The organism is Ensifer adhaerens (assembly GCF_020035535.1).
In the GTDB taxonomy this organism is placed as follows: Bacteria; Pseudomonadota; Alphaproteobacteria; order Rhizobiales; family Rhizobiaceae; genus Ensifer.
This window is the reverse complement of sequence record NZ_CP083349.1, coordinates 2,697,049-2,711,375: the sequence shown is the minus strand read 5'-3', so window position 1 is coordinate 2,711,375 and position 14,327 is coordinate 2,697,049. Positions and strand designations below refer to the sequence as shown.

13 protein-coding genes are annotated in these 14,327 nt (G+C 63.0%); 10 read left to right on the top strand and 3 right to left on the bottom strand.

From position 1 onward, the window contains the following. Window positions 1-239 precede the first annotated feature (239 nt). The 5 genes from glpK (at window position 240) to sbmA (ending at window position 6,546) form a co-directional block, all read left to right on the top strand. Window positions 240-1,727 carry a glycerol kinase GlpK gene (glpK, locus tag LAC81_RS13325; protein WP_223725173.1) on the top strand — a complete coding sequence of 496 codons (1,488 nt, stop codon included), beginning with the start codon at window positions 240-242 and terminating at the stop codon, window positions 1,725-1,727. 153 nt (window positions 1,728-1,880) lie between these two features. Further along, window positions 1,881-2,939 (top strand): LLM class flavin-dependent oxidoreductase, encoded by a 1,059-nt coding sequence (locus tag LAC81_RS13320; protein WP_223725172.1) that lies wholly within the window; start codon window positions 1,881-1,883, stop codon window positions 2,937-2,939. A 100-nt stretch (window positions 2,940-3,039) separates the two neighbouring features. Continuing rightward, window positions 3,040-3,789 carry a type I methionyl aminopeptidase gene (gene map, locus LAC81_RS13315; RefSeq protein ID WP_223725171.1) on the top strand — a complete coding sequence of 250 codons (750 nt, stop codon included), beginning with the start codon at window positions 3,040-3,042 and terminating at the stop codon, window positions 3,787-3,789. Between the two features lie 125 nt (window positions 3,790-3,914). Next, a complete protein-coding gene (locus LAC81_RS13310; protein WP_223725170.1) occupies window positions 3,915-5,114 on the top strand; it encodes an MFS transporter in 1,200 nt (399 codons plus the stop codon). A gap of 163 nt (window positions 5,115-5,277) precedes the next feature. Beyond that, on the top strand, window positions 5,278-6,546 hold the full coding sequence (sbmA, locus tag LAC81_RS13305; RefSeq protein ID WP_113535537.1) for a peptide antibiotic transporter SbmA: 1,269 nt from the start codon (window positions 5,278-5,280) through the stop codon (window positions 6,544-6,546). Between the two features lie 20 nt (window positions 6,547-6,566). On the opposite strand, the gene LAC81_RS13300 is transcribed toward sbmA, so the two are convergent. Next, a complete protein-coding gene (locus LAC81_RS13300; protein ID WP_223725169.1) occupies window positions 6,567-7,574 on the bottom strand; it encodes a polysaccharide deacetylase family protein in 1,008 nt (335 codons plus the stop codon). Window positions 7,575-7,798: 224 nt separating this feature from the next. Here LAC81_RS13300 and LAC81_RS13295 point away from each other — a divergent pair, with 224 nt between their 5' ends. Further along, window positions 7,799-8,386 carry an NnrU family protein gene (locus LAC81_RS13295; protein WP_223725168.1) on the top strand — a complete coding sequence of 196 codons (588 nt, stop codon included), beginning with the start codon at window positions 7,799-7,801 and terminating at the stop codon, window positions 8,384-8,386. 177 nt (window positions 8,387-8,563) lie between these two features. After that, window positions 8,564-9,232 (top strand): tetratricopeptide repeat protein, encoded by a 669-nt coding sequence (locus LAC81_RS13290; RefSeq protein WP_223725167.1) that lies wholly within the window; start codon window positions 8,564-8,566, stop codon window positions 9,230-9,232. Window positions 9,233-9,338: 106 nt separating this feature from the next. On the opposite strand, the gene LAC81_RS13285 is transcribed toward LAC81_RS13290, so the two are convergent. Next, window positions 9,339-9,650: a hypothetical protein gene (locus LAC81_RS13285; RefSeq protein ID WP_223725166.1), complete on the bottom strand. Its 312-nt coding sequence runs from the start codon at window positions 9,648-9,650 to the stop codon at window positions 9,339-9,341. Between LAC81_RS13285 and der the strand changes: the two genes are divergently transcribed. Beyond that, window positions 9,631-11,064 (top strand): ribosome biogenesis GTPase Der, encoded by a 1,434-nt coding sequence (gene der, locus LAC81_RS13280; protein WP_223725165.1) that lies wholly within the window; start codon window positions 9,631-9,633, stop codon window positions 11,062-11,064. The two genes, LAC81_RS13285 and der, sit on opposite strands and share 20 nt — an antisense overlap. A gap of 69 nt (window positions 11,065-11,133) precedes the next feature. Here der and LAC81_RS13275 read toward each other — a convergent pair whose 3' ends face one another. Further along, window positions 11,134-12,051: a sugar kinase gene (locus LAC81_RS13275; RefSeq protein ID WP_223725164.1), complete on the bottom strand. Its 918-nt coding sequence runs from the start codon at window positions 12,049-12,051 to the stop codon at window positions 11,134-11,136. A 174-nt stretch (window positions 12,052-12,225) separates the two neighbouring features. Here LAC81_RS13275 and LAC81_RS13270 point away from each other — a divergent pair, with 174 nt between their 5' ends. Then, window positions 12,226-13,860, top strand: a complete 1,635-nt coding sequence (locus LAC81_RS13270) for an alpha-glucosidase family protein (protein WP_223725163.1) — start codon at window positions 12,226-12,228, stop codon at window positions 13,858-13,860. Beyond that, window positions 13,860-14,324, top strand: coding sequence for an aminoglycoside 6'-N-acetyltransferase (gene aac(6'), locus LAC81_RS13265; RefSeq protein WP_223725162.1), 465 nt, complete (start codon window positions 13,860-13,862; stop codon window positions 14,322-14,324). The genes LAC81_RS13270 and aac(6') overlap by 1 nt, the downstream gene beginning before the upstream one ends. Window positions 14,325-14,327: the final 3 nt, after the last annotated feature.

Here is a 14,327-nt window from a genome sequence, read left to right as displayed (position 1 = left end):
GTGGCGTCGCGGACTACTTTGTTGCGGCGCAGCAGCGCCAGCCTACGCGTAAAACCGCGGCGCTGACAATTGTGTTTTTAAGGTTGCGACGACAGAGTTGAGGCGGGGAATAGCGAAGCCGAGAAGTTGCGTTTTGTTTTCGTTTGACATTCGTTTTGCCATCGTATTGAAGTTTTCGAAATGCAATGCCCGCCTTCAAGGTCGGGTGAAGAAACTTGCGTGTGGCCGGGGAGGGGCATATGGGCGGATACATTCTCGCGATCGATCAGGGAACGACCTCGAGCCGAGCGATCATCTTCGACGGTCAGCAACAGATCGCCGGTGCCGGCCAGAAGGAATTCAAGCAGCATTTTCCGAAATCCGGCTGGGTCGAACACGATCCGGAGGAAATCTGGCAGACCGTGCTTTCGACCGTCGAGGAGGCGATCGCCAAGGCTGGCATCACCGCTGCCGACCTTTCGGCCATCGGCATCACCAACCAACGCGAGACCGTCGTCGTTTGGGACCGGCAGACCGGTTACCCCATCCACAACGCGATCGTCTGGCAGGACCGCCGCACCGCGTCCTATTGCGAAAGACTGAAGAAGCAGGGGCTGGAAAAGACCTTCACCCGCAAGACCGGCCTGCTGCTCGATCCCTATTTCTCCGGCACCAAGCTCAACTGGCTGTTGACCAATGTCGACAAAGCCCAGGCGCGCGCCGCCAAGGGGGAGCTCTGCTTCGGCACGATCGATACCTTCCTCATCTGGCGGCTGACCGGCGGCAAGTCATTCGTGACGGACGCGACCAATGCTTCACGCACGCTGCTCTACAACATTTCGGAAAATGTCTGGGACGACGAACTCCTGAAGATCCTCAAGGTGCCGCGCGCCATGCTGCCCGAGGTCAAGGACTGCGCTGCCGATTTCGGCGTCACCGATCCGGCAATCTTTGGCGCCGCCATCCCGATCCTCGGCGTTGCCGGCGACCAGCAGGCGGCGACGATCGGCCAGGCCTGCTTCAAGCCGGGCATGCTGAAATCCACCTATGGCACCGGCTGCTTTGCGCTGCTCAATACCGGCAAGGACATGGTGCGCTCGAAGAACCGGTTGCTCACCACCATTGCCTACAAGCTTGACGGTGAAACGACGTACGCGCTCGAAGGCTCGATCTTCGTTGCCGGTGCTGCCGTGCAATGGCTGCGCGACGGGCTCAAGGTGATCAAGGCAGCCCCCGATACCGGCACGCTCGCTGCGAGCGCCGATCCGACGCAGGAGGTCTATCTGGTGCCGGCTTTCACTGGCCTCGGTGCGCCGCATTGGGACCCGGATGCGCGCGGTGCGATCTTCGGCATGACGCGCAATACCGGCCCGGCGGAATTCGCCCGTGCCGCACTCGAAGCCGTCTGCTACCAGACGCGCGACCTCTTGGAGGCGATGCACAAGGACTGGCGCAACGACGGCAAGGAAACGGTGCTGCGCGTCGATGGCGGCATGGTTGCCTCCGACTGGACGATGCAGCGGCTCTCCGACCTGCTCGACGCGCCGGTCGACCGGCCCGTCATCCTCGAAACCACCGCGCTCGGCGTAGCCTGGCTTGCCGGCAGCCGCGCCGGCGTCTGGCCGAAGCAGGAGGAGTTCGCCAAGTCCTGGGCGCGTGACTATCGTTTCGAGCCCGCCATGGACGACAAGACGCGCAAGGCGAAGCTCAAGGGATGGCGCAATGCCGTCAAACGCACGCTGAGCTAAGCGCGCAGAGGGGCGTGGATTTCGCCTTCCGCCCATTATCCGACACAGGCTCCATTCATGCTCATCCGGGAAACACAGCGTTTCCCGGATGAGCATTTGCTGCTCACGCGCGCGCCAACTATCTGTTGTGTCAACAGAAACAGGACGGGCATCATGGAACTCGGGCTTTACACATTTGCGGATGTCGATCCGACTGCAAACGACAAGGGCAAAGAGGGGCAACGCCGCCTCAAGAATCTTCTCGAAGAGATCGAACTTGCCGATCAGGTCGGCCTTGATGTTTTCGGCCTCGGCGAGCATCACCGCCCGGACTACGCGGCTTCCGCGCCGGCGGTCATCCTGGCCGCTGCTGCCGCCAGGACGAAGAACATCCGGCTGACCAGCGCCGTCACGGTCTTAAGCTCCGACGATCCCGTGCGCGTCTTCCAGCAGTTTTCGACGCTGGATCTGATCTCCAACGGTCGCGCCGAGATCATGGCCGGTCGCGGATCCTTCATCGAATCCTTCCCGCTCTTCGGCCAGTCGCTCGACGACTACGACCAGCTCTTTGCCGAGAAGCTCGATCTTCTGATGGCGCTGCGCGAGAGCGAGAAAGTCAGCTGGGCGGGCGAGATGCGGCCGGCGATCCACGATCGCGGCGTCTATCCCCGGCCGCTGCAGGAGGTGCTGCCGCTCTGGATCGCCGTCGGCGGCACGCCGCAATCGGTGGCGCGTGCCGGCGCGCTCGGCCTGCCGGTAGCGCTGGCCATCATCGGGGGCGAGCCACGCCGGTTTGCGCCGCTCTTCGATCTCTACCGCGAGGCGGCGCGCCGCGCCGGCCAGGATGCGGCCAGGTTGAAGACCAGCATCAACGTGCACGGCTTCATCGCCGACACGACCGATCTTGCCGCCGACCAGTTCTATGGGCCGCAGGCGGAAGTGATGAACCGCATCGGCCGCGAGCGCGGCTGGGGGCCGACCAACCGGGCGCACTTCGACCAGGCCCGCAGCCCGAGCGGCAACCTCTTCCTCGGCGATCCGGAAACGGTGGCGGAGAAGATCGTCGAGAACTGGAAGGTGTTCCGAAACGATCGCTTCCTGCTGCAGATGGCAATCGGGCCGATGCCGCACGACCAGATCATGCGCGGAATCGAGCTCTACGGCACCAGGGTCGCGCCGCTGGTGCGCAAGGCAGTGGCGGAAGAAAAGACGGCGGCACCGGCTGCCGTCTGACCTGCAACGCCGGGTTCAGCGCCGGATTGACGGTCGTCCCGTTCGGCGCTGGCATAACGCCTGGTGACACGCTACATGTGAGCGCGAAAGCGAGACACGGATGACCCTCAACAACGAAGAAGATCTGCTGCGGCTGAAGGAAATCGGCCGCATCTGCGCCAATGCCTTGCAGACGATGGGCGAGGCGCTGGAGCCCGGCATCACCACGGCGGAACTGGACGCGATCGGCCGCAAGGTGCTGGAAGACGCCGGCGCCCGCTCTGCGCCGGAGCTTTGCTACAATTTCCCCGGCGCCACCTGCATCAGCGTCAACGAGGAAATCGCCCACGGCATTCCCGGCACCCGGGTGATCAAGGCGGGCGATCTCGTCAACATCGACGTCTCCGCTGAAAAAGACGGCATCTTCGCCGACACTGGCGCCTCGTTCCCGGTGCCGCCGGTGACAGTCGCGATCGACCGGCTTTGCCGCGATGGCAAGCGGGCGATGTGGGTGGGCCTCAAGCAGGTGCGTCCTGATCAGCCGCTGGCGGCGATCGGAAACGCGATCGGCGATTTCGCCCGCAAGAACCGCTATTCGCTCGTTACCAATCTCGCCAGCCACGGCATCGGCCGCTCGCTGCACGAGGAGCCGACCGAGATTGCTACCTGGCCCGACCCGCGTGAACGCCGCCGGATGACCGACGGCATGGTCTTCACCGTCGAGCCTTTCCTCTCCATCGGCGCGCAATGGGCCGAAGGCGGCAATGACGACTGGACGCTCTACAGCGATCCGCGCGCGCCGACGGTGCAGTATGAGCATACCGTCGTGGTCACGCGCGGCGGCCCGCTGGTGGTGACGCTGCCGGGCTAAAGTAATCCCAGGAAAAGTGTGCATCGCCCTGTAACCCATTGAAATCGGCGATCGTTCGATTTCTTCAATAGGTCCTTCAATTATTGTCGTTTGTGGTGCCCCGTGTTGCGGCGCAATAAATCGATATGACCACGCTCGACAGACCGCTCCAGTCCAACATCTCCGCCACGGCAACCGCCGGCGCCATTGCCATGGCAGTCGCCATGGGCTTCGGCCGGTTCTCCTACACGCCGATCCTGCCGGCGATGATGGCGGATCTGGGCTTGTCGCCCGGCGATGCCGGCCTGATCGCATCGGCCAACTTTGTCGGCTATCTTGCCGGCGCCATTCTCGGGGCTTATGGCTGGGCGCATGGGCACGAGCGCCGGATCGGGCTTCTGTCGCTCGTCGCCACGACGGCCCTGCTGGCGGCCATGGGGCTTTCGTCGTCGGTCGCCGTGCTGGCGCTCATCCGGTTCCTCGCCGGCCTTGCCAGCGCCTTTGCGATGATCTTCATCTCCGGCATCGTGCTCGGCCATGGCCTGCTTGCCCGGTCGGAGCATGTGCCAGCCGTGCACTTTGGCGGCGTCGGTCTCGGCATCGCATTCTCATCGCTCTGCGTCTGGGCAAATCCGCTTGCGGGTCACGCCGGCCTGACGACCTCCATGGGCGACTGGTTCACCGGGGCGCTGGTCGGGCTGATCGGGACCATTGTCGTCGCAGCACTCCTGCCTGGTGTTCCGTCATCCGGTGCCGGCCCGGTGCGCGAAAAGCCGCTTCGCTGGACGCGGCCGCTGACGGTGGTGACCTTCACCTACGCGCTCTTCGGCTTCGGTTACGTGATCACCGCCACCTTCCTCGTTGCCATGGCGCGCGACCCGAGCGGCGGCCACAGCATCGAATTTCTCGCCTGGCTGCTGACGGGCCTTGCCGCAGCGCTTTCCGTCTATCTCTGGCGCTTTGCCGTCCCGCGCCTCGGCCTCGCCGGGGTCTATGCGATCGGCCTTTTGGTCGAAGCCGTCGGCCTGGTGCTGACGGTCAGTCTGCCCTTGCCCTATGCCCCGCTTGCCGGCGGCCTGATGCTGGGCGCGACGTTCATGATGATCACGGCCTATGGCCTGCAGATCGGCCGGCAGCTTGCGCCGGAAAGCCCGCGCCGTGCGCTGGCCCTGATGACGGCTGCCTTCGGCATCGGCCAGATCATCGGTCCGCTGGTCGCCGGCTGGCTTGCAGAACGCACCGGCAGCTTCGCAGCACCGACCCTGATTGCGGCGGCCGTGCTCTTCCTTTGCGGTGGCGTTATCCTTGCCGAACTGAAGCGGATTTCCACGGCGCTAAGGGCCTGACGGGTGCCACCGGCGGCATCGAAATCCGCCCTGTTCGCCGCAGCCTTTCCGGATGAAATAACAGTAACGTTTATATTATCCGATTGTTGACGACGGCGCTTTGCCCTAGTTTCGGCGCTTCGAGCGGTAACACATCGCCTGACCGAAACGTGAGTAGACCCCTTTGTTCCATTCCTTCTTTCCGAAGCCGAAGCTGTTCTTCACCTCCGGTGCCCTCTGGTCGCTTGTCTGCATTCTGGTCTGGTATACGGCCGGACCGCAGATGGGGGCCGCTGTCGGCCTGCCGCCACTGGCCCCGGGCGAAAAGCCGCCGATCGGCCTTGCCTATTTCTTCACCCCGGACAATCTCTGGTTCTATCTCTACTTCACCATCTTCGTGGTGATCTTCGGCGGTACCTGGAAGCTCATTGCCAAGGATCACCCCTGGGTCAATTGGTCGATCTGGGGCTCGGCCTTCATCATCTTCATCGCCTATTTCGCAGTGCAGACGTCGGTTGCGCTCAACAACTGGCGCGGTCCGTTCTTCGATCTGCTGCAAGATGCCTTGGCGAGGAAGCCGGGCATCACGGCTGGCCAGTTCTACACACTGCAGCTACGCTTCCTCGAAATCGGCTTCGTCGGCGTGACCCTCAACGTCATTACCGCGTTTTTCACGAACCATTACGTGTTCCGCTGGCGCACGGCCATGAACGATTTCTACATGTCGAAGTGGGAAAAGCTACGGCATATTGAAGGGGCGTCGCAACGTGTTCAGGAAGACACGATGCGTTTTGCCAACATCCTCGAAGGGCTCGGCGTTACGCTGATCAACTCGGTGATGACGCTGGTGGTGTTTCTGCCCCTGCTGTTCAGCATGTCACAACACGTCGAAGACCTTCCGATCATCGGCGCGGTCCCTCATGCCCTTTTCTGGCTGGCGATCGTTTGGTCGCTGTTCGGCACGGCACTTCTGGCGCTCGCCGGCATCAAGCTGCCTGGGCTGAACTTCAAGAACCAACGCGTCGAAGCAGCCTATCGCAAGGAATTGGTCTACGGCGAGGATCACGGGGATCGTGCTCAGCCGGTGACGGTCAGGGAGCTTTTCGGCAATGTGCGCCGGAACTACTTCCGCATGTACTGGCACTATCTGTATTTCAACATCGCGCGCTATTCCTATGGGCAGCTCGACGCGATCTTCCTCAACTTCATCCTGATTCCGACCTTCGTGGTCGGCAAGATCACCATGGGTATCTGGCAGCAGATCTCGACCGCCTTCGGTGAAGTCAGCAATTCCTTCCAGTACCTGGTCAACTATTGGTCGACGATCATCGAGCTGCTGTCGATCCATAAGCGCCTGACCGCCTTCGAGGCGGCGATCTCCGACGAGCCGCTGCCGGAAATCGACCAGCGCTACCTGGAGCGTGGCGCCGCGGAAGATGCGCAGCCGGCCTAAGACCGGAACCTTTACAGCAATCAGAAGGCGGAGCGATCCGCCTTCTTTTTTGCCTGCTCGATCATTGGCAGCGCCTGGGCGTAGCTGACACAGGCGACGTCCGGCTTGCCGCAAACTTCGGTCAGCAACCGATCGAGCGCGCGCCAGTAGGCGCCGCCGTTCATCTCGACGAAGTGGAAGCCGAGCTGGAGGGGAATACGGTCGCCGCTATACTCGCGCTCGAAAGCCTTCCTGTAGGCTTCGTAGGTGCGCTCCTCGAAGCGGGCGCTGTCCTTCTTGTTCTCGACACCCATGGAGTGGCGGACGAAGAGGTTGTAGTCCATGCCGATCACCGGGCGCTGCGACGGTCCCTCGGGGATCAGCGGCAGGCCGAAACGCGGCAGGCCATCCTTCGCCGACGGCCAGCCCGGGCCCTTGGTCACCAGGCTCGCATCATAGGTGAAGCCCGAATCCTTCAGTGCCGGCAGCAGGCCATCGCTGAGAGAGAGATAGGGCGCGCGGAAGCCCTTGACGCTCGACTTCGCGAATTCGGCCCAACCCTCGGGCTCCGCGTCCGGCTTGTCCGCCTTCTTCCAGGCGTCGCGCAGCGCGGTGTTGAAGGTCGAGAATTCGCTCTGCCAGTCGGCCTTGCTCCAGCCCTTGCCGTCGAAATGGCCACAGGCATGGCTGGCGATGTCGTGGCCGTCGAGGTGGGCCTGCCAGATGTGGCCGGCGCGGGTCGCAATTTCTTCGCGGCTCTGGGCGAAGCCGACATTGGATCGTCCGGGCTTCTGGCCCGGCGGCCTGTAGACCTCCTTGCCGTCCGCTCGGGTCATCAGGAAGGTGCAGGAGAGGAAGTAGGTGAAATGTGCGCCGGTGCGCTTTGCCATCGCCAGGCTCTTGTCCCAGAGCGCATTGTCATGCGCGCCGTCGAAGGAGACGATCACCAGCTGCTTGTCGCCGCTCGGAACGGTGGCAGGCGTTGCCGGCTCGGCCTGGGCGAGAGCGGGAAAAAGGGCGAGGGATAAAGCGGCGGAAATACGGATCATGGTCAACTGCAATGTTGGATTTTGGTCGCAGATGGTTCGAAATTGCGGCAATCCTTTGATCGGACTGGAAAAAAGACACCATCAAGGCTACTGCATAGCAACCTGGGCTGGATTCGGTTCAGGAGGAATGGCAAAGAAAATCAAAGAGCTACAGCGACTCAGGCGCGCCATGTCCGGCACGCGACGCTGATTTGGTCCGGTATCTCGAACAAAGCGGTGGCCCCATGGCGATACTCGTTCTCGGCATCATCATCTTTCTTGGATTGCACCTGATCCGCGTGGTCGCGCCCGGCTTTCGCGCCGGCGTCATCGAGAGCCGCGGCAAAGGCACCTGGATGGGGATCTATGCAATCCTCAGCCTCATCGGCCTCTGTCTGATCATTTACGGCTTCGGCCAGGCTCGCAGTGAAACGGGCATGCTCTACAATCCGCCGGTGTTCCTGCGCCATATCGCGCTTCTGCTGATGCTCTTTGCCTTCGTCATCGCGGCAGCGGGCTTCCTTCCGGCGGGGCGCATCGCGGTTGCGGTCAAGCATCCGCAGGTTCTGTCGATCAAGATCTGGGCGCTGGCGCATCTGCTGGCAAACGGCGAGACCTCCTCCGTCCTGCTTTTCGGTTCGTTTCTGGCCTGGGCGGTGATCCTGCGCATCTCGCTCAAACGCCGCGAGCGGGCAGGGGAGCGCGTGCTACCGGTGTTCAAGTCATCGACGAACGACGTGCTGGCGATCGTCATCGGTCTCGTCGTCTACGTTCTCTTCGTCTGGAAGCTTCACGAGTGGTTGATCGGGGTTCAGCCCGTGGCGATGGGCTAAATAACGTCGGCCCCCTTACAAGCGCCGCAAAATCGGGTAGAAGGCGCAAAATCCATGAGAGCGCGATGCGTGAGCAATAACGTGTCGCGCATGCTCGAACAGTTTGAGATCGTGCGCTGTTCCCGTTGAAGACGGTCGGAATGGCGCACCAGTGGGCAGGCAAGGCCGGGGCAATAGATGGCGAACCAAGACGACAGCTTTATCCGCGAGGTCAATGAGGAACTGCGTTCCGACCAGATGAAGAGCATCTGGGCACGTTTCGGCAGTGTCATCGTGGCGATCGCCGTGCTTATCGTTCTCGGCACCATCGGCAAGGTCGGCTTCGACTATTGGCAGGACGGTGCGTCCTCGAAGTCGGGCGATGCGTTCCTGCAGGCGCTCAACCTTGCAAAGGAAAACAAAACGGACGAGGCGCTCGCTGCCTTGAACGCGCTGGAAAAGGACGGCTACGGCGCCTATCCGGTTCTGGCTCGTCTGCGCGCCGCAACGCTCCAGGCCCAGAAGGGCGAAACCGATGCGGCGGTGAAGGCATTCTCGGCGATTGGCAAGGACGGCAGTGTCCCGGCGGCCATTCAGGAAGCCGCGCGGCTGCGTGCCGCTTACCTGCTCGTCGATGCCGGCAGCTACGATCAGGTCTCGGCCGAAGTCGAGCAGCTTGCAACGCCGCAGAACAACATGCGCCACTCGGCCCGTGAAGCGCTTGGTCTTGCAGCCTACAAGGCCGGCGACTACGCCAAGGCCAAGACCTGGTTCCAGCAGATCGTCGACGACACGCAGAGCCCGCGCAACCTCACCGGTCGCGCCCAGATGCTGCTCGACGTGATTGCGGCCAGCGGCAAGGCCTAAGGTTTCCGGCCATCCTCCACGTGGATGGGCACAGGGTGCACGACCCTTTCGAATCAGCGCATGATCCCGAAATCGATCTCGATCTTGGGGTTGTGCGCTAAAGCGTTTAAAGCAGTTCCAGCAAAAGTGCGTAGCGGTTTTGCGTCCGGAACTGCGCAAGATAGACAAGCAGCTCCAGCGAAAGCGTGCAGCGGCTTTGTGTCTGGAATGGCGTAAGAGAAGGCAAGCAGTTCCGGCAAAAGTGCGTAGCGGTTTTGTATTCGGGAATGCTTGAAACATCAGACGGAGTCGTTTCCACGGCGAAACGCTCCCTTGCCGCCTCGCTGCGGCCAAGAACGAAATTATGAGTGCCGCCCGCCCATTCGGCTGCGGCGCTCCAAGCGGAAACGGATAGATCCATGAGCTTCACCGTCGCCATCGTCGGGCGTCCCAATGTCGGCAAGTCCACCTTGTTCAACCGTCTGGTCGGCAAGAAGCTGGCGCTCGTCGACGACACGCCGGGTGTTACCCGCGACCGGCGGCCCGGCGACGCCAAGCTGATCGATCTGCGCTTCCGCATCATCGACACGGCCGGCCTCGAGCAGTCGGCACCCGACACGCTGCAGGGCCGCATGTGGGCGCAGACCGAGGCCGCGATCGACGAAGCGGATCTGTCGCTGTTTCTGGTCGATGCCAAGGGCGGCCTGACGCCGGCCGACGAGACGCTCGCCGAAATGCTGCGCCGCCGCGGCAAGCCGGTGGTGCTGGTCGCCAACAAGTCCGAGGCGCGCGGCTCCGACGGCGGCTTCTACGATGCCTTCACGCTCGGCCTCGGCGAGCCGTGCCCGATCTCGGCCGAACACGGCCAGGGCATGCTCGATCTGCGCGATGCGATCGTCGCCGCGATCGGCGAAGACCGCGCCTTCCCGCCGGAAGACGACGTTGCCGAGACCGATATCGACCTGCGCCCGACGTTCAAGGACGAAGATGGCGAAGAGGAAGAGGCCGAGACTGCCTATGACGAGACCAAGCCGCTGCGCGTGGCGATCGTCGGCCGTCCGAATGCCGGCAAGTCTACGCTGATCAACCGCTTCCTGGGCGAAGACCGCCTGCTGACGGGACCGGAAGCCGGCATCACCCGCGATTCCATCTCGGTCGAGTGGGACTGGCGCGGCCGCACCATCAAGATGTTCGATACGGCCGGCATGCGTCGCAAGGCCAAGGTGCAGGAGAAGCTGGAAAAGCTCTCGGTCGCCGATGCGCTGCGCGCCATCCGATTTGCCGAAACGGTCGTCATCGTCTTCGACGCGACCATTCCCTTCGAGAAGCAGGACCTGCAGATCGTCGACCTCGTCTTGCGCGAAGGCCGGGCTGCGGTGCTCGCCTTCAACAAGTGGGACCTGGTCGAGGACTGGCAGGCGGTTCTGGCCGATCTTCGCGAAAAGACCGAGCGGCTGCTGCCGCAGGCGCGCGGCATTCGCGCCGTGCCGATTTCCGGCCATACCGGCTACGGCCTCGACCGGCTGATGCAGGCGATCATCGAGACGGACAAGACCTGGAACCGCCGCATCTCCACCGCGCGGCTCAATCGCTGGCTGGAATCGCAGCAGGTTCAGCACCCGCCACCGGCCGTTTCCGGCCGCCGCCTCAAGCTGAAGTATATGACGCAGGTGAAGGCCCGCCCGCCGGGCTTCATGATCTCCTGCACGCGCCCCGACGCTCTGCCGGAATCCTACGTGCGCTATCTGATCAATGGACTGCGCAACGATTTCGACCTGCCGGGCGTGCCGATCCGCATGCATTTCCGTTCGGGCGACAATCCCTTCGAGTCCAAGGCGAAGAAGCGGCGCTGAGCGCGGGATGAGGAAAAGCGTGTGCGGTTTTCCGCCCGCATCCTATATCCAGCAACGCGATCCTGCCGCTCAGGCGGCAGGTAGCTTTTCCCGGGCGACCAGCGCTCCGTGATGGCCAATGACACCGGCGGCGACGCTCGCCGCAAAGGCGGCTGCCTCCGGCGGCTGATCGCCTGTGACCAGCCGTGCGACGAAGGCACCGTTGAAGCTGTCGCCGGCGCTTGTGGTGTCAACCACACGCTCGACCGGCGTCGCCGGCACGTGTTGAACCGGGGCATCGCCAAAGGCGAGCGTCACACCCTTTTCCCCATCCTTGACGACCACATTGGTGGCGCCGAGGCCCTTGTAGCGCGCGATCGTCACCTCGATCGAGGCGTCGCCGAAATGGGTGATCTCATCGTCGAAACTCGGCATCACCAGGCTTGCGGCGCGGGCACCGTCCGTCAGCGCGCTGCGCATGCGCGCGGCATCGTCCCAGAGCCGCGGGCGAATGTTCGGATCGAAGACCACTTGCTTGCCGGCCGCCTTGGCACGGCGCAGTTCCGAAAGCAGCGTTTCCACCGCATCGGGGGCAAGGATCGCCAGTGTGATGCCCGAGAAGAGGATGAGGTCGGAGCTTTCGATCGCGCGTCGCAGATGGTCCGCATCGTCGGCGAGCAGCTTGGCGGCCGAGTGCGAGCGCCAGTAGGAGAAGCTGCGCTCGCCGTCCTTCAGGTGGATCATGTAGAGGCCGGCGGAGCGGTTTTCGATGCGGCGGACGTTCGACGTGTCGATCTGTTTTTCCCCCATGAAGGCGAGCATCTCGTCGGAGACCGTATCGGTGCCGACGGCGGAGCAATAGGCGACGGTCCAGTCGGCAGGCATGAACAGCCGCGCATAGTAGGCGGCGTTGAAGGTGTCGCCGGCATAGCCTTTGCGCAAGAGCCCGCCTTCCGCCTGCATGAGCTCGACCATGCACTCCCCGATCGCAAGCATCTTTCTGGCCAACGACTTTCCTCCTCACAAGATTTCGCCTGAGACGGGATAAGGGGCGCGGCCGCTTACGGCAAGAGATAGTTTCCGGCTGTTTGGTGGCGATCCGTGCGTGGCGGTGAATGGCGTTTACTCCGGCGCCGGGCAACGCTACACCTTTGCGCGACAGACCGTCTTCAGGGGGCTTACATGGCGTCTCGGCAGGTATCGGGTGACGATTGGTGGCGCGGTGCGGTGATCTATCAGGTCTATCCACGCTCGTTCCAGGATACCGACGACGACGGCATCGGCGATCTCAAGGGCGTCACCCGCAGGCTGCCGCATATCGCCTCTCTCGGCGTCGATGCGATCTGGCTGTCGCCGTTCTTCACCTCGCCGCAGGCCGACATGGGCTACGACGTCTCCGACTATTGCGACGTCGATCCAATGTTCGGAACGCTCGCCGATTTCGACGAAATGCTTGGCGAAGCCCACCGTCTCTGCCTCAAGGTGATCATCGACCAGGTGATCTCACACACGTCCGATCGCCATCCCTGGTTCGTCGAGAGCCGCTCCAGCCGCACGAATGGCAAGGCCGACTGGTATGTCTGGGCGGATCCGAAGCCGGATGGCACGGCGTCCAACAACTGGCTATCGATCTTCGGCGGCCCCGCCTGGGAGTGGGATGGGGTGCGCAAGCAGTACTACATGCACAACTTCCTCGGCTCGCAGCCGGATCTCAACTTCCACAATCCTGATGTTCAGGACGCGGTGCTCGATGCCGCGCGCTTCTGGCTCGACCGTGGGGTCGATGGCTTCCGGCTCGACACCGTGAACTTCTATTTCCACGACAAGCATCTGCGCGACAACCCGCCGCTTGTTCCCGATCCCGACGCCACCAGCAACGATGCGCCCGACGTCAATCCCTACGGCATGCAGGACCATCTGCATGACAAGAGCCAGCCGGAAAACATCGCCTTTCTCCAGCGCTTCCGGGCGCTGCTCGACCGCTACGAAGGCCGCATGACCGTCGGCGAGGTGGGCGACGGCGCCCGCTCGCTGAAGACGGTGGCCGCCTATACCAGCGGCGGCGACAAGCTCAACATGTGCTACACCTTCGACCTCTTGGGCCCGGACTTCACCGCGGCCCATATCCGCCGCTGCGTCGAGAATTTCCAGAAGGCCGTTACCGACGGCTGGGTCTGCTGGGCCTTCTCCAACCACGACGTGACGCGCCATGTCAGCCGTTTTGCCCAAACCGAAGCGGAGCGGGAGAGGGTGGCGCGTCTGGCGATCACGCTGCTTTCCAGCCTGCGGGGGTCGATCTGCCTCTATCAGGGCGAAGAACTGGGGCTGCCGGAGGCCGAGCTCTCTTTCGAGGATCTTCGCGATCCCTATGGCATCCGCTTCTGGCCCTCGTATAAGGGCCGCGACGGCTGCCGCACGCCGATGGTCTGGGAAGAAGGGGCAACCAATGCCGGCTTCTCTGGCGGCAAGCCGTGGCTGCCAGTGCCGGCAGAACATCGCCGCCTGGCGGTGGACACCATGGCCACGGGCGCGGATACGACCCTTAACCACTACCGGGCAACGCTCGCTTTCCGCAATTCGCAGTCGGTGATGCGCGATGGCGCGATGCGTTTCCTCGACAGCAACAGCGACCTCCTGGCCTTCGTTCGCGAAAAGGATGGCGAACGCCTGCTCTTCGTCTTCAACCTCACCCGCGAGCCGCAAGCGTTTCTGCCGCCGGCTGCGGTGCAACCCCTGGAATTGCCCGGATATCCGGCGCGCCTCGAAGCCGGTAGCATCCAGCTCGCCGGACTGTCGGCCTTCTCGGGAAAACTCTGATGCGCGTTTTGTTGATGGATGGTGAAACCATCGGCCGCTGGGTCGAGATGCGTCTGGCGCTGTGGCCGGATACGCCGGAAGCCGAGCATCGCGCCGAGGTGGAATCCTGCCTTGCCGAGAGCGAGCGCTACGCGTCCTTCCTTTGCGAAGACCAGGCCGGCGTCGCCGCCGGTTTTGCCGAAGCTTCGATCCGCCGGGACTATGTCAATGGCTGCGAAACCTCCCCTGTCGGTTTCCTTGAGGGGATCTATGTGTTGCCCGGCTTTCGCCGTCGCGGTGTGGCGCGCGCCTTGATCACCGCGGTCGAGCGCTGGGCCACATCGCAAGGATGCCAGGAACTTGCCTCCGACACGGCGACCGACAATCTCAGGAGCCAGGGCCTGCATATGGCGCTTGGCTTCGAGGAAACGGAGCGCGTCGTCTATTTCCGCAAGGAGCTGGCGCCGGCTGCGGCCGACAACTGAGTG